Genomic DNA, 20,596 nt, shown 5'->3' with positions numbered 1-20,596 from the left:
ATCGGCGTCGCGGGGCCTGATCAGGTGGTCGTAGCGGTCACAAACGGCGGCAGTGGTGGCGAGCCCGCCGACAGCGTCATCACCTCGTACCCCGTGGGCGTGACCAGCACGGTGTGCTCCCACTGGGCCGACAGGCTGTGGTCCTTGGTCACGATGGTCCAGCCGTCGTTGCCAAAGTCCTTCACCTCGCGGCGGCCTGCGTTGATCATGGGCTCGATGGTGAACATCATGCCGGGCACCAGTTCTTCTAGCGTGCCGGGTTTGCCGTAGTGCAGTACCTGGGGCTCTTCGTGGAACTTCTTGCCAATTCCGTGGCCGCAGAACTCGCGCACCACCGAGAAGCCATGCCCTTCGGCAAACTTCTGGATCGCGTGGCCGATATCCCCCAGGCGGGCGCCGGGCTTGACCTGCACGATGCCATGCCACATGGCCTCGAAGGTCAGTGCCGACAGGCGCTTGGCGGCGATCGAGCACTCGCCGATCAGGAACATGCGGCTGTTGTCGCCGTACCAGCCGTCCTTGGTGATCACGGTCACGTCCACATTGACGATGTCGCCCTTCTTGAGCGGTTTGTCGTTGGGGATGCCGTGGCACACCACGTGGTTGACCGAGGTGCACAGCGAAGCCGGGTAGGGCGGATAACCAGGCGGCTGGTAGCCCACGGTGGCTGAGATGGTGCCTTGCTGGGCCATGCATTCGGCGCCCAGGCGGTCGATCTCTTTGGTGGTGATGCCGGGCTTGATGTGCGGCGTGATGTAGTCCAGCACTTCGGAGGCCAGACGGCAGGCTAGGCGCATGCCCTCGATGTCCTCGGCGCTTTTGATGGTGATGCTCATGCTGCAATTATCCCATTGGGCCCCCGGCTGCGCAGGCGACCGGGCCATGCCCGGTAAAATGGAGAGCTCCGGTGCTGGTTGCACGCTGGCGCCCGGAGCCACCCTCTACCCCTGACACCCCCCAACAGGCCGCTACCGTGACCTTGCACATGACCACGCTGGCGGGCGGCAACGCCCTCAGCTCCTTCCGCGCCCAGCAACTTCAACCCGCCCTGGAGGCGATCCACCCCAAGATCAGTGGCATTGCGGCGCGTTTCGTGCACCTGGTCGCCACCGATGCGGCCCCCACGCCGTTTGAACAAGAACGCCTGGCGGCCCTGCTGACCTACGGCGACCCCTATGCGGGCCCTGAAGATGGCGCCGTGCTCTTTGTTACGCCCCGCCTGGGCACGCTGTCGCCCTGGGCCTCCAAGGCCACCGACATTGCCCGCAACTGCGGCATCGCCATCCGCCGGGTCGAGCGCATCACCGAATACCGCATCAGCCTGAAATCGGGCCTGCTGGGCAAGACCCCAGAGTTGACTGCCGAGCAACTGGCCCAGGTGGCCGCCTTGCTGCACGACCGCATGACCGAATCGGTGGTGGCCGACCGCAGTGGCGCTGCCGCCCTGTTCACCGAACTGCAGCCCGCGCCCATGGAGCATGTGGACGTGCTGGCCGGTGGCCGCGCTGCGCTCGAGGCTGCCAACACCCGCTTTGGCCTAGCCCTGGCCGATGACGAAATCGACTACCTCGTGACCGCCTTCACGGGCCTCGCGCGCAACCCCACCGATGTGGAGCTGATGATGTTCGCCCAGGCCAACAGCGAACACTGCCGCCACAAGATCTTCAACGCCGAGTTCACCATCGACGGCGTGGCGCAGGACAAGAGCCTGTTCGGCATGATCCGCAACACGCACCAGCTGGCGCCGCAGCACACGGTGATCGCGTATTCGGACAACGCCTCGGTCATGGAAGGCCACCTGGTCGAGCGGTTTGTAGCCAAAATGGCCTCTGGCGCTGATTCATCAAGCGCTAGCAGCTATCAAAAGAGTAGCGTCACCCAGCATGTGCTGATGAAGGTGGAAACCCACAACCACCCCACGGCCATCTCCCCGTTCCCCGGCGCTTCCACCGGCGCGGGTGGCGAGATCCGCGACGAGGGCGCCACCGGCCGGGGCTCCAAGCCCAAGGCGGGCCTGACGGGCTTCACGGTGTCCAAGCTCTGGGGCAGCACCGTGGGCAAGCCCGAGCACATCGCCAGCCCGCTGCAGATCATGGTCGAAGGCCCCTTGGGCGGCGCGGCGTTCAACAACGAATTCGGCCGTCCCAACCTGAACGGCTACTTCCGCGAGTACGAGCAGAACGTCGGCGGCGTGCAGCGCGGCTACCACAAGCCCATCATGATCGCGGGCGGCGTGGGCGTGATCGATGCCGAGCTGACGAAGAAGATTGAATTCCCCGCAGGCTCGCTGCTGATCCAGCTGGGTGGCCCCGGCATGCGCATCGGCATGGGCGGCAGCGCCGCCAGCTCCATGGCCACGGGCACCAATGCGGCCGAGCTGGACTTTGACTCGGTGCAGCGTGGCAACCCCGAGATCGAGCGCCGTGCGCAAGAGGTCATCAACCACTGCTGGGCGCAGGGCACCGACAACCCCATCCTGGCGATCCACGACGTGGGTGCAGGCGGTTTGTCCAACGCCTTCCCCGAGCTGACCAATGATGCAGGCCGGGGCGCACGCTTTGACCTGCGTGCCGTGCAGCTCGAAGAGTCGGGCATGGCGCCCAAGGAAATTTGGAGCAACGAGTCGCAAGAGCGTTACGTGCTGGCTATTGCGCCCGAGTCGCTGCCCCTGTTCCAGGCTTTCTGCGAGCGCGAGCGCTGCCCGTTTGCCGTGATCGGCACGGCCACCGAAGAGCGCCAGCTGGTGCTGCACGACCCAGCTGCCACGGCAGGCGACCAAAAGCTGCCCGTGGACATGCCCATGAACGTGCTGCTGGGCAAGCCGCCCAAGATGCACCGTGACGTGACCACCGTGGTGCGCGAATTCGCACCGATGGACTTGACCGGCGTGCCGCTGCAAAAGGCCGTGATCGACGTGCTGGCCCACCCCACGGTGGCGTCCAAGCGCTTCCTCATCACCATTGGCGACCGCACCGTGGGTGGCCTGTCGCACCGTGACCAGATGGTCGGCCCCTGGCAAGTGCCCGTGGCCGATTGCGCCGTGACGCTGGCCGATTACAAGGGCTTTGCAGGCGAGGCGATGAGCATGGGCGAGCGCACGCCGCTGGCCGCCATCAATGCGCCCGCGTCGGGCCGCATGGCGGTGGCGGAAGCCATCACCAACCTGCTGGCAGCGCCCATTGAGCTGCCGCGCGTGAAGCTGTCGGCCAACTGGATGGCCGCCTGCGGCGAGCCGGGCGAAGACGCCGCGCTGTACGAAACCGTGAAGGCCGTGGGCATGGAGCTGTGCCCCGCGTTGGGCGTGTCCATCCCCGTGGGCAAAGATTCGCTGTCGATGCGCACGCAATGGAGCGAAGGTTCGGACAAGAAGAAGGTCACGTCTCCCGTCAGCCTGATCGTGAGCGCGTTTGCCTCGCTGTCCGACGTGCGTGGCACGCTCACCCCCCAGCTCAACGCCACCGAGACAGACACCACGCTGGTGTTGATCGACCTGGGCAAGGGCCAGAACCGCATGGGCGGCAGCATCCTGGGCCAGACGCTGGATCAGAGCGGCGACGTGGTGCCCGATGTGGACGATCCGAAGGACCTGGTCAACCTCGTCAACGCCGTGAATGCACTGCGCGCCAAGGGCCAGATCCTGGCCTACCACGACCGCAGCGATGGCGGCCTGCTGGCGGCGGCTGCCGAAATGGCCTTTGCAGGCCATGTGGGTGTGGCGCTGAATGTGGACCTGCTGGTCACCGAGGGGGATGGCATCAACGACAGCCGCATGGACACGGGCGATGCCAAGAACTGGGCAGGCCAAGTGGGCGCGCGCCGTGATGAGCTGACCCTCAAGGCCCTGTTCAATGAAGAGCTGGGCGTGCTGCTGCAGGTGCGCACCGCCGAGCGCAACGATGTGATGCAAACCTTGCGTGCGCATGGTCTGTCCAAGTTCTGCCACTTTGTGGGCAAGACACGCCCGGCATCGTCTGAGATCGACGCTGGCAAGGGCGAACTCCAGGTCTGGCGCGATGCCAAGGCCGTGTTCAGCGCCCCGCTGGCCGATCTGCACCAGGTGTGGGACGCCGTGAGCTGGAAGATCTGCCAGCAGCGCGACAACCCCGCCAATGCCGATGCCGAGCATGCCGCAGCGGGCGAGCCCACCGATCCTGGCATGCACGTGCACCTCACGTTCGATGCGGCTGATAACGTGGCCGCGCCGTTCCTCAACTTGGCAAAACCCAAGGTCGCCATCCTGCGCGAGCAGGGCGTGAACTCGCACATCGAAATGGCTTACGCCTTTACCGAGGCGGGCTTTGAGGCCTACGACGTGCACATGACCGACCTGCAGACCGGCCGCGTCAAGCTCGAAGACTTCAAGGGTGTGGTCGCCTGCGGCGGCTTCAGCTACGGCGACACGCTGGGCGCGGGCATCGGCTGGGCGCGCAGTATCACGTTCAACCCCGTGCTGGCCGCGCAGTTCCAGGGCTTCTTCGGCCGCACGGACACGTTTGGCCTGGGCGTGTGCAACGGCTGCCAGATGTTTGCCGAGCTGGCCGACATCATCCCCGGCGCGCAGGACTGGCCACGCTTCACCACCAACCAGAGCGAGCGTTTCGAGGCCCGCCTCTCGCTGGTGGAGGTGCTCGAATCACCCAGCCTGTTCCTGCAAGGCATGGCGGGCAGCCGCCTGCCGATTGCGGTGGCGCACGGCGAGGGCTATGCCAACTTCAAGTACCGGGGCAACGCAGACAAGGCCATTGCAGCGATGCGTTACGTGGACAACCATGGCCGCGCCACGGATCAGTACCCCTTCAACCCCAACGGCAGTGCTGGGGGCCTCACGGCGGTGACCACGGCGGACGGTCGCTTCACGGCCATGATGCCGCACCCCGAGCGTGTGTTCCGCAATGTGCAGATGAGCTGGACGAGCGAAGACAAGGTGGAGTACAGCGCCTGGATGCGCATCTGGCGCAACGCGCGCAAGTGGGTCGGTTGATCACCCTTCGCTGAACCGTCACACCGTCGCTTCGCCGCGACTGCGGTGGTTGCCACAACCAAGGCCGGGCCCTCACGGGGCACGGCCTTTTTTGTGGCTTGGGCGGCCTGAGCCCCATGCGTGATGCGGGCGGGCTATAGGGCAAGCCCAGGGATGCCTCGCAGTGAGGGGGCAACGGGGAGGAACACCGCCGACGGCGATTCAAAGAGGGTTATGCCGCCGCCTTGCGCTCGTACACCAGCAATCGGCCTTTGTAGGCGGGGCGGTCGTCCAGGGCCGGGTGGTCCAGACGCTCTTCGATCACCTCAAAACGGTGCACGGCCATCTGCTTGTGGAAGGTGGAGCGGTTGCCCCGGTTCGGGTCCACGATCCAGATCTGCGCGCCATCGCCCGCGTGGTGGTCCAAAAAGGTGGCCAGGGACGCACGGGCGTCGCGTTCGTACAGCACATCGCTTCCCATGATGAGGTCAAACTGACCCTCCACCGCGTTGGCCAGTGTTGGCGCATCGGAACCCCATTGGCCTGTGCGGTACTTCATGGGCGCCAGGCCGTTCAAGCGCGCGTTTTCCTGCAAGAACTGCTGAGCCAGCGGATGGCAGTCGCTGGCGGTGACATCCATCCCGCGCCGGTGGCACACCAGGCTGGCCAGGCCCAGGCCGCAGCCGATCTCCAACACGCGTTCGCCCGCCAGCAGGGGCCGACTGGCCATGCGCTGGGCCAGCTGCGCGCCAGAGGGCCACAACAGGCCGAACAGAGGCCATGCGGCCGATGAAATGCCCAACGCCTCAGCGGCGCCCAGCGGGTCGGCAAACTGCTGCTTGTCGAGCAGTGACTGGATGATCAGGTCGGCCACGCCGGTGATCGTGATGTCTTCTTGCTTGGTCAGGTAACCGGGCATGGTGGGGGCGGTGAAGCCCGCAGAAGGCCCCATAGCGGGTAGTGGATGAGAGGGCGCGAGTATGCGCCTGGTGGCCAGCCAGGCGTGTTCGCAGGCGCCGTGGGGCGATCTATGGATGGTGTCGCCGCTGCACCATGGCGGATCTTGCGCTGCTGTTGTCTGTGCGTTGCGTGCGTTGCTATAGTGCGGCGCACACGTGGCGGCATGTCCGCCGTTTTTTTCGACTAACCCCAAGGAATCTCCATGGCCGCTGGCAGCCTGCTTGCTTTGCTCGACGATATCGCCACCATCCTCGACGATGTGGCCTTGATGACCAAGGTGGCGGCCAAGAAGAGCGCAGCCATGGCCGACGATGTGTCGGTGATGACCAAGGTGGCCGCGCAGAAGACGGCGGGTGTGCTGGGGGACGACCTGGCACTCAACGCCCAGCAGGTGACCGGAGTGCGCGCCGAGCGCGAGATCCCCGTAGTGTGGGCGGTGGCCAAGGGCTCGTTCATCAACAAGGTCATCTTGGTACCCGCTGCGCTGCTGATCAGCGCCTTTGCGCCTTGGGCTGTGACGCCGCTGCTGATGGTGGGGGGCGCCTTCTTGTGTTTTGAGGGCTTTGAAAAGGTGGCGCACAAGTTGCTGCACGCCCAGCATGAGGACGAGGCCGAACACGAAAGCCATGCCAAGGCCAATGCCAATCCGGCGGTGGATCTGGTGGCCTTTGAAAAGGACAAGATCAAGGGCGCTGTGCGCACTGACTTCATCCTGTCGGCCGAAATCATTGCTATCACGCTGGGCACCGTGGCCTCCGCGCCCTTCGTGCAGCAGCTGACCGTGCTGTCCGGCATCGCGGTGATCATGACCATCGGCGTGTATGGCCTGGTGGCGGGCATCGTCAAGCTCGACGACCTGGGGCTGTGGCTTAACAGCAAGGCCAGCAGCGCAGCGCGCGCCCTCGGGTCGGGCATTCTGCGCGCGGCCCCCTGGCTGATGAAGGGCCTGTCCATTGCGGGCACTGCGGCGATGTTCCTGGTGGGCGGCGGCATTCTGGTGCACGGCGTGCCTGCGCTGCACCATGCCGTCGAGGCTGCGGGCACGGCTGCGGCGCAATGGCCTGTGGGCGGGCTGTGGGCCATGTTGGTGCCCAACCTGCTGAACGCGGTGGTGGGCATCGTGGCGGGAGGCCTGGTGCTGGCCGGGGTGACACTGGTACAGCGCCTGCGTGGCAAGTCCTTAGCCTGATAGTGGGTATTCCTTGATATAGATCTAAGGGTTAGTACCAATGCCTTGAGGTAAGGCAAGGCCGGGTGGGGGGCGCAGCGGTTCAATACATGCACGGGGGTCGTCCCCGTCCAACCGATGTGAATACCATGAAAAAGAACCTGCTGGCTGTCGCCGTCCTCTGTGCCCTGTCTTCTGGCGCTGCCCTGGCGCAACAGGCTGAGGGCCCCTGGATGGTCCGTGCACGTGCGGTGCACCTGGACAGCGCCAACAAGGACAGCACACCGCTGGGCCTGTCGATCAACGACAAGACCATTCCTGAAGTGGATGTCACCTACTTCTTCAACAAGAACATTGCGGCCGAGCTGGTTCTCACGGTGCCTCAAAAGCACACGCTCAGCGCTGGCGCTACCGCCATCGGCACGCTCAAGCACCTGCCACCCACGCTGCTGCTGCAGTACCACTTCGAAGCCGCTGGCTTCAAGCCTTATGTGGGCGCAGGCCTGAACTACACGCGTTTCTCCAGCGTGAACCTGCCCGCAGGTGTAGACATTGACCGCAACAGCTTCGGCCCTGCATTGCAAGTGGGTGTGGACATCCCACTGGCCAAGAACCTGTACCTCAACTTCGACGTGAAGAAGGTTTTCATCAAGACCGACGTGAGCGCAGGCGGTGCCAAGCTGGGCACCTTCAAGGTAGACCCCGTTCTGGTGGGCGTGGGTCTGGGCTGGCGCTTCTAAGGGGGCAGGGCCCCAGGCGGGCCCTGTGTTCCTGACAGCAAGAGTTCTCCAAGGGGAAAAGGGCTGGCGCATGCGCCAGCCCTTTTTTTTGTGGGTGCGCAAATGGCCTACACACAGCCGTCAGCGAGGCAAAGCACAATGGCGTGAGGGAGCGTGTGGGGCGTGCCGCAATGCGGGCGCCCCAGGTGCCTCTACTTTTGAACACCCGGCGGCGCTGCCGCTCTAACGTCTTGACGACCCATGCGCCTGCCTCGCTACTCCGACATCACGCACGGGCTGACTCAGCGGCCCGCACACATCTCCCCCAAGTATTTTTACGACCAGCACGGCTCGCAGCTGTTTGAAGCCATCACGCGCCTGCCGGAGTATTACCCCACGCGCACTGAGATGGCCCTGATGCAGACGCATGCAGACAGCATTGCGGGCGCTGTGGGCGCGGGCCGCACCCTGATCGAACTGGGCGCGGGCAACTGCCAAAAGGCCCGCACCCTGTGCCGCCTGGTGCAGCCGGCGTGTTTTGTGGGCGTGGACATTTCGGCAGACTTTCTGGAGCAAGCGGTGCAGGGGCTGCGTGATGACTTCCCGGCGCTGGATGCCCGCGCGCTGGCGGGCGACATGACCCTGGGCGTGACACTGCCCGACGACATTCCCCGCACCGGGCGTCTCGTGTTTTACCCGGGCTCGTCTATTGGCAACTTCGACCCCCCGCATGCGCTGGAGCTGCTGGCCCACATGCGCGAGCTCATTGACGACGACGGTGGCCTGCTCATCGGCATCGACCTGCCCAAGGACGTGGCGGTGCTGGAGGCTGCCTATGACGATGCGGCAGGGGTGACGGCGGAGTTCAACCGCAACGTGCTGCGCCACGTGAACCGCTTGATCGGCAGCGACTTCGATGTGGCGCAGTGGCAGCACCGTGCGTTCTTCAACACCGAGGCGTCGCGCATCGAAATGCACCTGGAGGCCGCCTCCGACACCGAGGTGTACTGGCCGGGTGGCGGCCGCAGGTTTGACCGAGGCGAGCGCATCCACACCGAGAACAGCTACAAATACCCGTTGCCCGTGTTCACCGATATGCTCGCGCGTGCTGGTTTTGCGCAGGCCCAGGCGTGGACGGACGAGCGGGGCTGGTTTGCGGTGGTCCACGCCCGTCCTTGATCGGTGGCCGCAATGACCATGACATCCCTCGCACCCCAAGCACCCCACGCACTGCTGTCGCGCTACAACGCCGTGCGCAGCCGCTCCGTGGCACTGGCGGCTCCCTTGTCGCCCGAGGACTGCGCCGCGCAGTCCATGCCGGACGCCAGCCCCACCAAATGGCACCTGGCCCACACCACCTGGTTCTTTGAAACCTTTGTGCTCGAAGCCCACGAGGCAGGGTTTACGCCGTTTGCGCCTGCGTTCCGGGTGTTGTTCAACTCCTACTACAACGGCGTGGGGGCCAAGCACCCGCGCCCGCAGCGCGGGCTGCTGACACGCCCTGCGCTGAACGAGGTGCTGGCCTACCGGGCCAATGTGGATGCCCGCATGGCACGCCTGCTACCCACCGTGGCACACGATGCCGCGTTGCGCGGCCTGATCGAACTGGGCTTGCAGCACGAGCAGCAGCACCAGGAGCTGATGCTCACCGACATCCAGCACCTGCTGTCTTGCAACCCCTTGTTCCCTGCCTATGCTGAGGTTTCGGATACTGTGGCGCCGGAGGCAACCGAAGCGCTGGTGTGGCACACCTTTGGCGAGGGGCTTGCCCAGATCGGCCACGCTGGCAGCGGTTTTGCCTTTGACAACGAGGGCCCGCGCCATCGCGTGTATCTGCACCCTTATGCGCTGGCCTCGCGGTTGGTGACGCAGGCCGAGTACCTGGCGTTTGTGGAAGATGGCGGCTACCGCAACCCGTTGCTCTGGCTGGCCGAAGGCTGGGACTGGCGGGCGGCGCAGGGTCTGGAGCAGCCGTTGTACTGGCATCGCATGGAAGAAGGCGCGTGGCATCACTTCACACTGACCGGCCTGCAGCCGCTGCAGGGCGGCCAGCCGGTGCTGCACCTGTCGTACTACGAGGCCGATGCCTACGCACGCTGGGTGGGTGCGCGCCTGCCCACAGAGGCCGAATGGGAGCACGCGGCCGCGCAGGAGGTCCACCCCATGGAGCAGCTTTTTGGCGTGGCCTGGCAATGGACGCAGTCGAGCTACGCGCCATACCCCGGCTTTCAGGTGGCGGCAGGTGCCGTCGGCGAATACAACGGCAAGTTCATGGTCAACCAGTACGTGCTGCGGGGCTCGTCCTGCGCCACGCCACCGGGGCATGAGCGGCTGACCTACCGTAACTTCTTCCCGGCCACCGCACGTTGGCAGTTCACGGGCATCCGGCTGGCGCGCGACTTGGGTTGATGCCGTACGCCGCAGTCCTGATGGCTGCCGTCGACACGGGCGAGCCATGCGTTTCGGCGCGGCAGGGCTCTCCTACAATCGCGCTCGCCAGCCCTGTCGGTGCAGCCACGGCCTGCCGTGCCTACCAATCCCCGTTGACCCGCGAGACCCCCATGACTGCTTTGCGAACCTTGTCTTTGTTGTGCCTGAGTGTTGCACTGGGCGCCTGCAGCCAGATCGATACCGGCAATGTGGGCGTGGAGCGCACGCTGGGCAAGGTGGGGCAGGAGGCCCTGCCGCCGGGGCTGTATTTCACGCTGTTCAAGACGGTGGACGAATTCACCGCCAAGGAGGTGAGCTTCTCCCTGGAGAACCTTACGCCCAAGAGCCGCGACAACCTGACCATGCAGGACGTGGACATCGATATCTATTTCAAGACCACGCCAGCCTCCATCCCCGCGCTGTTTGTGAAATACCAGGGTGATGTGGTGCAGCACAAACAAGTCGTCAAGGACGGCACGGGGGACCTGCTGGTGGCCTACAGCCGTGTGCAGCGCGAAGCCCGCGAGGCCATCTACAAGGCCATTGCCCAGATGGACGCGACCACCATGCACACCAAACGTGCCGAGTTGGCAGAAAGCGTGCGCAACACCCTGCAGGCTGAGCTGGATGCCACGGACAAGGGTGCATTCACCGTCACCGCCGTGAACGTGCGCAACATGCTGACCGACAAGGCCATCGAATCCGCCATCCGTCAGCGCGCCGAGACAGACCAGGCGATCGAGAAAAAGCGCAAGGAGATCGACCTGGCGAAGGCCGAGGCAGAGCGCCTGATCGTGCAGGCCGAAGGCGAGGCGCGGGCCAACCAGATCATCAGCGCATCACTCACGCCAGCGCTCAAGGAAATCCGGCTGGCCGAGATCCAGCGGGACACCGCCCTGGCCATTGCCAGCAAGCAGGGCAACACGGTGCTGATGGGCGGCGGCGCCGCGCCGCTGGTCAGCGTGGGCCGGTAAGTCCAGAGCACCAAGCGGTGTCACTGTGGGTTGGTATGCTATTTAAATGATAGCTATTGGCGCTTATTGATCAAGCGCTAGCGGCCAAAAACACTTGAAATTCCGAGCGACCACGCGCCCACAGCGCAGGGCCACTCGTGCATCAGACCTTGTCCAGCGCCTGGGCCAAGTCGGCCTGCAAGTCGTTGATGTGCTCGATGCCCACCGACAGCCGAACCATGCTCTCGCTCACGCCTGCCTTGGCCAGTTCTTCTGGGTTGAGCTGGCGGTGGGTGGTCGATGCAGGGTGGGTGGCCAGCGACTTCGCGTCGCCAATGTTGACGAGGCGCGTGAACAGCTGCAATGCATCCAGGAAGCGGGCACCGGCCGCACGCGGGTCGGCATCGCTGTTCTTCACGCCAAAGCTCAAAATGCCCGACGCCTTGCCGCCCGACTGGCGCTGCACCAGTGCGTGGTCCGGGTGGTCGGGCAGGCCCGCGTAGCGCACCCACTCGACCTTGGGATGCTTTTGCAGGTAGTGGGCAATGGCCAGCGTGTTGTCGCAGATGCGGTCCATGCGCAGGGCTAGCGTTTCAATGCCTTGCAGGATGAGGAAGGCGTTGAGCGGTGCCAGCGTGGCGCCCATGTTGCGCAGGGGCACAACCCGCGCACGGCCAATGTAGGCGGCCGGGCCCAGGGCTTCGGTATAGACCACGCCGTGGTAGCTCACATCGGGCTCGTTCAGGCGCGGGAAGCGTGCCTTGTGCTCGGCCCACGGGAACTTGCCGCTGTCCACAATCGCGCCACCCACGCTGTTGCCGTGGCCGCCCAGGTACTTGGTGAGCGAATGCACCACGATGTCGGCGCCGTGCTCGATGGGGCGCAGCAGGTAAGGGCTGGGCACGGTGTTGTCCACGATCAGCGGCACGCCGTGGTCGTGAGCCACCTTGGCCAGCGCGGCGATGTCGGTCACGTTGCCCAGCGGGTTGCCGATGGACTCGATAAAGATGGCCTTGGTGCGCGCGTCGATGTGCTGCGCAAAACTGGCTGGGTCGCGCGGGTCGGCAAACCGTGTGGTGATGCCCTGCTGGGGCAGCGTGTGGGCAAACAGGTTGTAGGTGCCGCCGTAGAGTGTGCTGGCCGACACGATGTTGTCGCCCGCCTCGGCAATGGTCTGGATGGCGTAGGTGATGGCCGCCATGCCCGAGGCCACGGCCAGCGCGGCGATGCCGCCTTCGAGCGCCGCAACGCGCTTTTCGAGCACGTCGGTGGTGGGGTTCATGATGCGGGTGTAGATGTTGCCCGGCACCTTCAAATCGAACAGGTCCGCGCCATGCTGAGCACTGTCAAACGCGTAGGCCACCGTCTGGTAGATGGGCACGGCCACGGCCTTGGTGGTGGGGTCGGGTGCATAGCCTGCGTGCACGGCCAGGGTTTCGATCTTCATGGTGCAAGGTCCTTGTGAACGGTTGAATGGGGCGGGGCGGCTGTGCCGTCGCGGGGCCATTCTTGCACCGCTGTGCGCTACGGCCTTCGAATCGTTGGTGATGAGCTTATGGGGCTTGCTCGGGCCCGTTCAAAGCCGTTCACGCAAAGTCTCGACACGCTCAGCCCGAACGATGGGACCAACGACAGAACCACCGGCTCGGCAGTTGGGGGGGCAGGCACCTCCGCACATCCGCCTGGACCGGCTCACGCGGGCAGTGCCACTGCGGCCTGGGCCGACATGCACCGGCGTGAGCAGGGCTCGGGCCAGGTGTGCGCGGCCAGGCGTGCCGCGTTGGGGATGTGGATGTCGCGCTTGTCCATGCGGATCAGGCCGGCGTCTTCCAGCTCGTGCAGCACGCGCGAGAAGTATTCCGGCGTGAGCGACAGGCGCGAAGCCATGGTGGCCTTGCTCACTGGCAGCGTCACATCGAGGCCGCCGGGCCCCTGCGGCTGGCCGTGCCCGGCGCAGGCCAGCGCGATGCCGGCCGCGTCGTTCGACTCCTCTGGCAGCTCGTGCAGCAGGTAGCTGATCACGCGCTGCATGCCGCTGTGCAGCGTGTAGGTCTGCACGTCATGCACCAGCCCGTGCAGCCGCCGGGATATGCCAGCCAGCATGCGCATCGCAAAGCGCGGGTCGGCCTCGATCTCGCGCTCCACCGTGCCCTTGTCCACGCTCAGCAGCAAGGTTTCGGCCAACGCCTGGGCGTTGATGATGTAGGGCTTGCCGGTGAACATCAGCGCTTCGGCAAAGCTGCTGCCGGGGCCTACCAGTTCAATCACCTTTTCTTGCCCGGAGGGCGAGAGGGCAAAGAGCTTGACCTGGCCCAGCACCGTGACATGGAACTCCTCGCACGGTGTGCCCACGCGGAAGATGCTGTCCCCACGCGCAAACCGGCGCAGGCGGCAGCCGGTGGCCAGGCGCATCAGCTCCTCGGGGGTGGATTCCTGGAACAGCGGCAGGGCCGAGAGGTAGCGGGGGATGTCGAACTGCCGGATGTCCATGGCGCGGGCTCGTGGGTCGTTGGGAGGTATGAGCCATTAAACAAGGACGCGACATGAATCTTAATGACCTTGGTCAAAAGAGCATGGTGCACTGCGTCATTTTTGGCGCGTGATCTGGCTGTACACCGCCGCCAGCCGCTGCGCCAGGTCGCGCGGGCGGTGCACCAGGGCGTAGCCCTGCTGGCCGAACAGGTAGGGCAGGTAGTCGTGGCCTGCGTTGTCGATGGTCACGGCAAACGGCGTGAGGCCCTGCGCACGCGCTTCCTGCACGGCGTGGCGTGTGTCTTCCAGCCCGTAGCGGCCTTCGTACACGTCCAGGTCGTTGGGTTTGCCATCGGTTAGCAGCAGCAGCAGGCGCTGGCGCTCGGGCCGCGCGGCCAGCCGTGCCGTGGCGTGGCGGATGGCCGCGCCCATGCGCGTGTAGTAGCCCGGCTTGATGGCGCCCACGCGCGCCCGGGCCGCGCCCGTCCACGCTTCGTCAAAGCCCTTGAGGTGCTGGATGCGCACGTTCTGGCGCCGCACGGAGCTGAAGCCCAGCATCTCGAACGTGTCGCCACCGGCGGTCAGCGCCTCGCCAAAGACATACAGCGCGTCTCGGATCACATCCACCACGCGCATGGGGCGGCCTGCACCAGCCACGTGCGCGTCGGTGGAGAGCGACAGGTCGGCCAACAGCAGGGTGGCCAGGCTGCGCTCGGCCCGCACGCGGCGCTGCCACACGGCGGGCGACTCGCTGCGCCAGGCGGCGGCGTCGGCGGCATGGCGCACCCAGGCATCTACGTCCAGCTCATCGCCATCGGCCTGGGCGTGGGCGCGCAGGGGAGCTGCGCGCAGCACCTCCAAGCGGCGGCGCACCTGCCGCACGGTGGTGCGCAGCTGCGCGTCGGGGGTGAACGGGGTGGTCTCACGTGCCACCCGGCATTGCACGGCGCAGTGCGCGGGGCGCAGCACGCCAGCCTTCCAGTCCCACTCGGGCAGGTGTTCGCCGGGGCCGAGCGCCACGTCGTCGGCCGCCGCGCTGGGCAGGTCCAGGTCAAAGCGTACGCGCGCGGCCAGACGGTTGGCGTTGCCTGGGTCTTCGGCGATGGAGAGCACGTCCATGTCGCGTGCCGCCTCCAGTGCGTTGCCGTCGTCGCTGTCGTCGTCCGCGCGCTGCACCTTGGTGAATTCGCCCCACGAGAGGATGGATTCGGCGCGGAAGAACAGCATCAGCGGCGCTGCGTGGCGCTCGTCGCGCACGCGCTCGGCCTTGCGGCGCGTTGGGTCTTCCGGCGCGGGTGTGGCGGCATCGTTGGCTGATGGGGGGCCGGGGGGCTGCGCCTGGCGGTTCGGCGCATTAATGGTGCTGGCGCTGCAGCCCTCCAGCCACAGCCAGACGGGGGCCACGACGGCGGGGGTGAGGCCGGGCGGTGGCAGGGTGCCTGCCGGAACGCCGTGGTCCCACTCGCCTCGCAGGGCGCGCTGCACCCAGGCCTCGGCCTCGGCAGCCGGGCCGCGCAGGGTGCCGGGCGACGGCCGCAGCGCGAGCTGGGCCTGCCGCAGCTGCGCGTGAGCGGTTGCCAGGCCTGGGAAAGTGGCCAGCGTGGCCCGCGTCGCCGCGAGGTTGTGGCCCAACCAGCTGCCGCCCGGCTGTGCGGCCACGGTGCTCCATTGCGAAGCCAGTGCGGCCAGCCAGAGGTAGAGCGATCGATTCAGCGCCTTGTCGGGAAACACGGCCACGATGGGCGGCAGGGCGAGCAGGTCGTGGTGGAACTCCGGCAAGGGTGCGCGCGTGCCGCTGCCAGCCACGCGCTGCACCCACCCGCGCGGGCCGCCGTGGCCGCGCGCGGCGGCGGGGCCGATGCGCATGCCGGCCGGCCCACCGCCGCAGCGCAGCAGCAGGCCCAGCGGCTTGCGCATCTCGTCGAGCGACACAGCGGCCGTGGCATGGCCGGGCTCGGCCCAGCGGGTGACGAGGCGGTGCCATTGCTGGCCGATCCACTCTTCCATCTCAGTGCTCCGCGGCGTGTGCCGCATGGGGTGCCGCAGGTGCGGCGCAGGCCAGCACGCGTGTGGCGCGGGCCGCGCCGGGGGGCGTGGCGGTGTGTTTTTCTGCGGGGCGGGGCGCTGCAGCCGGTTCGGCCACGGCGTCGCTGTGCCGGGCCCGCAGGGATTCGCGCAGCGCATCGGCGCCGATGCTCCACTGCAGCAAGGGCTCGCGCTGCTGCGCGGCCTGAGAGGATTCGCAGGACTGCACGCACAGTCCACACTGCACGCACGAGAACTTGCGCCGTTTGAACTGGCGCGGTGGCAGGTGCATGGGGCAGGCGCGGTCGCAGGCATTGCCGCGCGGCGCGTCGCAGCTGCGGCAGTGGGCGGGGGTGGCGGGCGTGAGGCCCAGGGCGGTAGGCAGGTCGATGGTGCGGGTTCCGTCGCGGGCAAAGCCCACCACCCGGCCGCGCGGGTTGGCCATCCACACCAGGCTCTGGAACAGGCCCACGGCGCAGCCAAACCGGCAAAAGAGGTGCCGGGCCAGCAGAAATTCCGCGCTGAACACAGCGGTGCCCGCGACGAGGAAACGCAGCTGCCCCGGGGTGGAGGTGCCGGTTAGCAGTCGGCCCCAGACATCAGCGGGCGGCAGCAGGTAGGTGAGCAGGGTGATGGCCCACACAAAGCCCATCAGCACAGAGAGCAGCACAAACACCGGCCACCAGCGGCGGCGGGGCACCAGGCCCTGGCGCGGCGTGGGTTTGCGGTCCCACAGCGACAGGCGCCCGCAGGCCTTTTGCAGCACGTGGTTGAGCAGCTCTACCAGCGAGAAATGTGGGCACAGCCAGCCGCAGTACAGGCGCCCGTAGCGCCATGCCACGGCCAGAAAGCCGCCCACAAGGGCAATGGCTGGCAGCAGCGCGCGCACGAAGAGTCGCCAGGTCATCTCGCCCGGACCGATCAGCCCCTGGCGAAAGTCGTCGATCCCCAGGCTCCAGCGCTGGCCCAGCACCCACAGCTGAACCTCGGTGATGTCAAAGCGCAGCAGGTTCAGCGCGGGTGCCAGCAGGAACAGCGCGAAAAAGGCGACCTGGAACGTGCGGCGCTGGCGTTGCATGGGGTGAAGGCATAAAGAGGTGGCCGGTCGGTCAGCCCAGCAAGGCTTGCACCACCTCGCACAGCGCTGCGGCCGTGTCGGCGTCGTCGGTGAGCGCATCCACGATGGCCGCGCGGCATGCAGCCGCCAGCGGCACGCCGGAGACAGCCAGCCGTGCGGCCATCACCAGCAGCCGGGTGCTGGCGGTCTCTTCCAGGTCCTGGTCGGTCAACTGGCGCAGGGCGGTGCCCAGGCGCACCAGCGTGGCTGCCAACTGGGGGCTTGCGCCCGCCTCGGTGCGCAGGATGGTTTCTTCCACGGCAGGCGCGGGGTAGCCCAGGGTCAGCGCCACGAAGCGCTGGCGCGTGCTGGGTTTGAGGCTCTTGAGCAGGCTCTGGTAGCCGGGGTTGTACGAGATCACCAGCATGAATTCGGGCGGCGCGGTCAGCTGTTCGCCTGTGCGCTCGATGGGCAGCACGCGCCGGTCGTCCGCCAGCGGGTGCAGCACCACGGTGGTGTCCTTGCGGGCCTCCACCACCTCGTCCAGGTAACAAATGGCGCCCTGGCGCACAGCGCGCGCCAGCGGGCCGTCGGCCCACACGGTGCCCTGCGCGCCCAGCAGGTGGCGGCCCACCAGGTCGGCGGCGGCCAGGTCGTCGTGGCAGCTCACCGTGATGAGGGGCCGCCCCAGGCGGGCGGCCATGTGCTCTACAAAACGCGTCTTGCCGCTGCCCGTGGGGCCCTTGATGAGCAACGGCAGGCGCTGGCGCCAGGCGTGCTCGAACAGTGCGGCCTCGCCGCCCTGCTCGGCATAGAAGGGCAGGGCCGCTGCCGCGATGCGGTGCAGTTCACTGTGGTCCATGGCAGCCTTTCTTGCGGGGGCTTCAGGCGGCGCCCAGGGGCCTGCGGCCTGTGGCACCCGCGCGGCTTTCTTCGGTGACGGGGTCTCCGCCGATGAAGAAGCTGGTGAAGTACAGCAACTGGCCCACCAGGAAGATCACGCCGCCAGCAATGCGCACCCAGTAGAAGATGGTGAGCTGGTCCTGCGTGGCCATGAAGCCCATGGCGTTGGTCTCTGGAATGCGCTGCAGCCACACCTGCAAAATGCCTGCGCCGGTGAGCGCCAGCACCATCACGGCCATGCCGATGCTCATGATCCAGAAGCTCCACATCTCGGCTGCCTGGGCTTTTGTGCTGTTGGCGATGCGCCCGCGCAGCGTGGGCATGGCGTAGCTGATGAGCGTGATGACCACGAGTACATACGCGCCATAGAAGGCCAGATGGCCGTGGGCGGCGGTGATCTGCGAGCCATGGGTGTAGTAGTTCACGGCGCTCAGCGTGTGGATGAAGCCCCACAGCCCGGCGCCCAAAAAGCCCAGCACGGCGGTGCCCACGGCCCACAGCACGGCGGCCTGGTTGGGGTGCTCGCGGCGGCGGCGCTGCACCATGTTGAAGGCGAACACCGTCATCATGAAGAAGGGAATAGGCTCCATGGCACTGAAGATGCTGCCGATCCAGTGCCAGTAGCCAGGCAGGCCGATGAAGTAGAAGTGGTGGCCTGTGCCCAGGATGCCGGTCATCAGCGCGAAGGCGATGATCACGTACAGCCACTTGTCGATCACTTCGCGGTCCACGCCCGTGGTCTTGACCAGCACGTAGGCCAGCAGCGAGCCCAGGATCAGCTCCCACACGCCCTCCACCCACAGGTGCACCACAAACCACCAGTACATCTTGTCGCGCACCAGGTTGTGCGGGTTCACGAAGCTGAACAGGAACATCAGCGCCAGACCCCACAGCCCCATCAGCAGCACGAGCGAGATGGCGGTCTTGCGGCCCTTGAGCACCGTCATGCTGATGTTGTAGAGAAAGCCCAGCGCCACGACCACGATGCCTACCTTGGTGGGCAGCGGTTGCTCCAGGAACTCGCGCCCCATGGTCTGCAGCAGGTCGTTGCCCGTCAATTCAGCCAGCTTGGCATAGGGCACCGTGAGGTAGCCCACGATGGTGAGCGCGCCCGCCACGAGGAAGACCCAGAACAGTACCTTGGCCAGCAGCGTTGAGTGCAGCTCGGTCTCGGACTCCTCGGGCACCATGTAATAGGCCGCGCCCATGAAGCCGAACAGCAGCCACACGATGAGCAGGTTGGTGTGCACCATCCGCGCCACGTTGAACGGGATGTAGGGGAAGAACAGGTCTCCCACCACGTATTGCAGGCCCAGCGTGATGCCGAAGATGATCTGCCCGGCAAACAGCGCCATGGCGGCGATGAAGTAGGGCTTAGAGACCGATTGGCTCTGGTATTTGAGTGTTGGAATGTGCATGGTGTCGGTCCCTCTTCAGCCTTCGATGTTGGGTGGCCAGTTCTCGGTGTTGATCTCGCCGGTCCACTTCAGGAACTCGACGAGCTCATCGAGCTGCTGGTCGGTGAGGTTGAACTGCGGCATCTGGCGGCGGTGCGCCACGCCGGTGGGCTGGGCCTTCATCCATACCTTGATGAAGTCGCCGCCCCGGCGCTTGTAGACGTTGCCCAGCTCGGGCGCAAAGTACGCGCCCTCGCCCAGCAGGGTGTGGCAGCCGATGCAGTTGCGGGTCTCCCAGATCTTCTTGCCCGCCACCACGGCCGGGGTGATGGCCTGGGCGTTGGAGCGCTCGGGGATGCGGCGCTCGCTGTCGAACACAATGGCTGCAAACAGGAGGGCGAAGAACACCGTGCCCCCGTAGAACATGTTGCGGGCCATCTGTTTGGTGAACCCGCTGTGTGATTGGCTCATTCGAAGCCCTCCTTGAAATGGACGGCTATATCCTCCCAATTTGCTCGGTTTTTTTCCTTGAACCGGTTCAAGGAATGCGCAGTTGCTCGCCGGGTGGTTTGGCAGTGCTTTTAGGTGAAAATGGGCTGTGGCGCATATGGAATATGCGCGAGTAGCTATTTATTTGATAGCGATGGTGGCGAGTGGCGTTGCTGGGCTACCGCGGCCACAGGGTTGCCGCCAGCACCAGCAACACCACGGTGGCCAGCCAGCCCAGCAGCAGGCGGCGCCACAGTGCAGGTGCATGGCGCAGCTCCATGTAGTCCAGGATGATGAGGCTGCCCTTGGCGGCGGCAAGGGCCAGCACCAGTATGGCCGCGCCGGTGCCCAGGCCCTGCGCGCCCGCGTGCTCGCCCAGCCAGGCGGTGATGGCCGTGGCGGCCAGCAGGGCGAGCCAGATGGCGTTGATGCGGTGGAGCCAGCGTTTCATCAGGGCTTCGTCAGGGTTTCAGCGCAGCACATAGACCAGTGGGAAAAGCACCATCCACAGCAGGTCTACCATGTGCCAGAAAACCGCCCCGGTCTCCAGCGCGTGGCACTGCTGTGGCCCGTAGGCGCCGCGCCGAGTGGGCGCCCACAGCACGGCAAAGATGATGCAGCCCACGGCCGCATGCAGAAAGTGAAAACCCGTGAGCATCACGTACAGCAGGTAGAACGTGTTCTCGGCCACGTCGATGCCCTCGCGCCACTTGTGCACGTACTCCAGGCTCTTGAGCACCAGGAAGCCACAGCCGCAGGCCAGGGCACCCAGCAGCCAGCGCGCGCCCTGGGCCGAGCGGCCGCGGCGCACGGCGTGCACGCTGCGCGCTACGCACCAGCTGGCGGACACCAGCAACACGGTGTTGGCCGCGCCGGTGGACAGGTCCAGCGTGGCCTGGCCTGCCGCGAACAGCCCTGGCTCGCGCAGGCGGGCAAAGGCAAAGGCGGCGAACAGGATGCCGAAGGTGAGCAGTTCGGCCAGCACCAGCAGCCACACCACCAGGTCGCCCACCAGGCGCGGCGATGTCGGCGGGTGGGCTGCCGGGGCAGGGGGCATCGCAGC

At 66.2% G+C, this 20,596-nt stretch carries 17 protein-coding genes; 6 read left to right on the top strand and 11 right to left on the bottom strand.

Annotated elements, in window-relative coordinates; all coding sequences use genetic code 11:
- Positions 1–20: 20 nt before the first annotated feature.
- Complete coding sequence (gene map, locus OIN59_RS09330) at positions 21–836, bottom strand: type I methionyl aminopeptidase (protein ID WP_274109508.1); 816 nt, start codon at positions 834–836, stop codon at positions 21–23.
- A 137-nt stretch (positions 837–973) separates the two neighbouring features.
- Here map and purL point away from each other — a divergent pair, with 137 nt between their 5' ends.
- Positions 974–4,981, top strand: coding sequence for a phosphoribosylformylglycinamidine synthase (purL, locus tag OIN59_RS09325; protein ID WP_274109894.1), 4,008 nt, complete (start codon positions 974–976; stop codon positions 4,979–4,981).
- A gap of 211 nt (positions 4,982–5,192) precedes the next feature.
- Here the strand turns inward: purL and OIN59_RS09320 are convergent, their stop codons facing one another.
- Positions 5,193–5,879, bottom strand: a complete 687-nt coding sequence (locus OIN59_RS09320) for a class I SAM-dependent methyltransferase (RefSeq protein ID WP_274109892.1) — start codon at positions 5,877–5,879, stop codon at positions 5,193–5,195.
- A gap of 243 nt (positions 5,880–6,122) precedes the next feature.
- Here OIN59_RS09320 and OIN59_RS09315 point away from each other — a divergent pair, with 243 nt between their 5' ends.
- The 5 genes from OIN59_RS09315 (at position 6,123) to OIN59_RS09295 (ending at position 11,211) form a co-directional block, all read left to right on the top strand.
- Positions 6,123–7,109: a DUF808 domain-containing protein gene (locus OIN59_RS09315; protein WP_274109506.1), complete on the top strand. Its 987-nt coding sequence runs from the start codon at positions 6,123–6,125 to the stop codon at positions 7,107–7,109.
- A gap of 128 nt (positions 7,110–7,237) precedes the next feature.
- Entirely contained in the window at positions 7,238–7,828 is a 591-nt protein-coding gene (locus tag OIN59_RS09310) for an OmpW/AlkL family protein (protein WP_274109504.1), read from the top strand.
- Positions 7,829–8,068: 240 nt separating this feature from the next.
- The gene (gene egtD / locus OIN59_RS09305) at positions 8,069–8,986 is read left to right on the top strand and encodes an L-histidine N(alpha)-methyltransferase (protein ID WP_274109502.1); all 918 of its coding nucleotides are present in this window, start codon (positions 8,069–8,071) and stop codon (positions 8,984–8,986) included.
- Between the two features lie 12 nt (positions 8,987–8,998).
- Positions 8,999–10,216 (top strand): ergothioneine biosynthesis protein EgtB, encoded by a 1,218-nt coding sequence (gene egtB / locus OIN59_RS09300; protein ID WP_407655079.1) that lies wholly within the window; start codon positions 8,999–9,001, stop codon positions 10,214–10,216.
- Between the two features lie 152 nt (positions 10,217–10,368).
- Positions 10,369–11,211: an SPFH domain-containing protein gene (locus OIN59_RS09295; protein ID WP_274109498.1), complete on the top strand. Its 843-nt coding sequence runs from the start codon at positions 10,369–10,371 to the stop codon at positions 11,209–11,211.
- Between the two features lie 142 nt (positions 11,212–11,353).
- Here the strand turns inward: OIN59_RS09295 and OIN59_RS09290 are convergent, their stop codons facing one another.
- The 9 genes from OIN59_RS09290 to OIN59_RS09250 all read right to left on the bottom strand — a co-directional run bounded on the left by OIN59_RS09290 (position 11,354) and on the right by OIN59_RS09250 (position 20,590).
- Positions 11,354–12,637: an O-acetylhomoserine aminocarboxypropyltransferase/cysteine synthase family protein gene (locus tag OIN59_RS09290; RefSeq protein ID WP_274109496.1), complete on the bottom strand. Its 1,284-nt coding sequence runs from the start codon at positions 12,635–12,637 to the stop codon at positions 11,354–11,356.
- 245 nt (positions 12,638–12,882) lie between these two features.
- Entirely contained in the window at positions 12,883–13,680 is a 798-nt protein-coding gene (locus OIN59_RS09285; RefSeq protein ID WP_274109494.1) for a Crp/Fnr family transcriptional regulator, read from the bottom strand.
- Positions 13,681–13,776: 96 nt separating this feature from the next.
- Positions 13,777–15,669 carry a VWA domain-containing protein gene (locus OIN59_RS09280; protein ID WP_274109492.1) on the bottom strand — a complete coding sequence of 631 codons (1,893 nt, stop codon included), beginning with the start codon at positions 15,667–15,669 and terminating at the stop codon, positions 13,777–13,779.
- 1 nt (position 15,670) lies between these two features.
- On the bottom strand, positions 15,671–16,765 hold the full coding sequence (locus OIN59_RS09275; protein WP_274109490.1) for a 4Fe-4S binding protein: 1,095 nt from the start codon (positions 16,763–16,765) through the stop codon (positions 15,671–15,673).
- A gap of 31 nt (positions 16,766–16,796) precedes the next feature.
- A complete protein-coding gene (locus tag OIN59_RS09270; RefSeq protein ID WP_274109488.1) occupies positions 16,797–17,606 on the bottom strand; it encodes a CbbQ/NirQ/NorQ/GpvN family protein in 810 nt (269 codons plus the stop codon).
- A 22-nt stretch (positions 17,607–17,628) separates the two neighbouring features.
- Positions 17,629–19,065: a cbb3-type cytochrome c oxidase subunit I gene (locus tag OIN59_RS09265; protein WP_274109486.1), complete on the bottom strand. Its 1,437-nt coding sequence runs from the start codon at positions 19,063–19,065 to the stop codon at positions 17,629–17,631.
- Positions 19,066–19,080: 15 nt separating this feature from the next.
- A complete protein-coding gene (locus OIN59_RS09260; RefSeq protein ID WP_274109484.1) occupies positions 19,081–19,515 on the bottom strand; it encodes a c-type cytochrome in 435 nt (144 codons plus the stop codon).
- Between the two features lie 196 nt (positions 19,516–19,711).
- The gene (locus tag OIN59_RS09255) at positions 19,712–19,984 is read right to left on the bottom strand and encodes a cytochrome C oxidase subunit IV family protein (RefSeq protein ID WP_274109482.1); all 273 of its coding nucleotides are present in this window, start codon (positions 19,982–19,984) and stop codon (positions 19,712–19,714) included.
- A gap of 18 nt (positions 19,985–20,002) precedes the next feature.
- Positions 20,003–20,590, bottom strand: a complete 588-nt coding sequence (locus OIN59_RS09250; protein ID WP_274109480.1) for a cytochrome c oxidase subunit 3 family protein — start codon at positions 20,588–20,590, stop codon at positions 20,003–20,005.
- Between the last annotated feature and the right edge of the window lie 6 nt (positions 20,591–20,596).

The organism is Acidovorax benzenivorans (assembly GCF_028680575.1).
Lineage (GTDB): Bacteria > Pseudomonadota > Gammaproteobacteria > Burkholderiales > Burkholderiaceae_C > Acidovorax > Acidovorax benzenivorans.
The sequence above is the reverse complement of the archived record's forward strand: the minus strand, read 5'-3'. Positions and strand labels throughout refer to the sequence as shown.

Bases quoted from the DNA above. Each gene is read 5' to 3' on its own strand.
- map (WP_274109508.1), bottom strand. From the start codon at position 836: ATGAGCATCACCATCAAAAGCGCCGAGGACATCGAGGGCATGCGCCTA.
- OIN59_RS09320 (WP_274109892.1), bottom strand. From the start codon at position 5,879: ATGCCCGGTTACCTGACCAAGCAAGAAGACATCACGATCACCGGCGTG.
- OIN59_RS09315 (WP_274109506.1), top strand. From the start codon at position 6,123: ATGGCCGCTGGCAGCCTGCTTGCTTTGCTCGACGATATCGCCACCATC.
- OIN59_RS09310 (WP_274109504.1), top strand. From the start codon at position 7,238: ATGAAAAAGAACCTGCTGGCTGTCGCCGTCCTCTGTGCCCTGTCTTCT.
- egtD (WP_274109502.1), top strand. From the start codon at position 8,069: ATGCGCCTGCCTCGCTACTCCGACATCACGCACGGGCTGACTCAGCGG.
- egtB (WP_407655079.1), top strand. From the start codon at position 8,999: ATGACCATGACATCCCTCGCACCCCAAGCACCCCACGCACTGCTGTCG.
- OIN59_RS09295 (WP_274109498.1), top strand. From the start codon at position 10,369: ATGACTGCTTTGCGAACCTTGTCTTTGTTGTGCCTGAGTGTTGCACTG.
- OIN59_RS09290 (WP_274109496.1), bottom strand. From the start codon at position 12,637: ATGAAGATCGAAACCCTGGCCGTGCACGCAGGCTATGCACCCGACCCC.
- OIN59_RS09285 (WP_274109494.1), bottom strand. From the start codon at position 13,680: ATGGACATCCGGCAGTTCGACATCCCCCGCTACCTCTCGGCCCTGCCG.
- OIN59_RS09280 (WP_274109492.1), bottom strand. From the start codon at position 15,669: ATGGAAGAGTGGATCGGCCAGCAATGGCACCGCCTCGTCACCCGCTGG.
- OIN59_RS09275 (WP_274109490.1), bottom strand. From the start codon at position 16,765: ATGCAACGCCAGCGCCGCACGTTCCAGGTCGCCTTTTTCGCGCTGTTC.
- OIN59_RS09270 (WP_274109488.1), bottom strand. From the start codon at position 17,606: ATGGACCACAGTGAACTGCACCGCATCGCGGCAGCGGCCCTGCCCTTC.
- OIN59_RS09265 (WP_274109486.1), bottom strand. From the start codon at position 19,065: ATGCACATTCCAACACTCAAATACCAGAGCCAATCGGTCTCTAAGCCC.
- OIN59_RS09260 (WP_274109484.1), bottom strand. From the start codon at position 19,515: ATGAGCCAATCACACAGCGGGTTCACCAAACAGATGGCCCGCAACATG.
- OIN59_RS09255 (WP_274109482.1), bottom strand. From the start codon at position 19,984: ATGAAACGCTGGCTCCACCGCATCAACGCCATCTGGCTCGCCCTGCTG.
- OIN59_RS09250 (WP_274109480.1), bottom strand. From the start codon at position 20,590: ATGCCCCCTGCCCCGGCAGCCCACCCGCCGACATCGCCGCGCCTGGTG.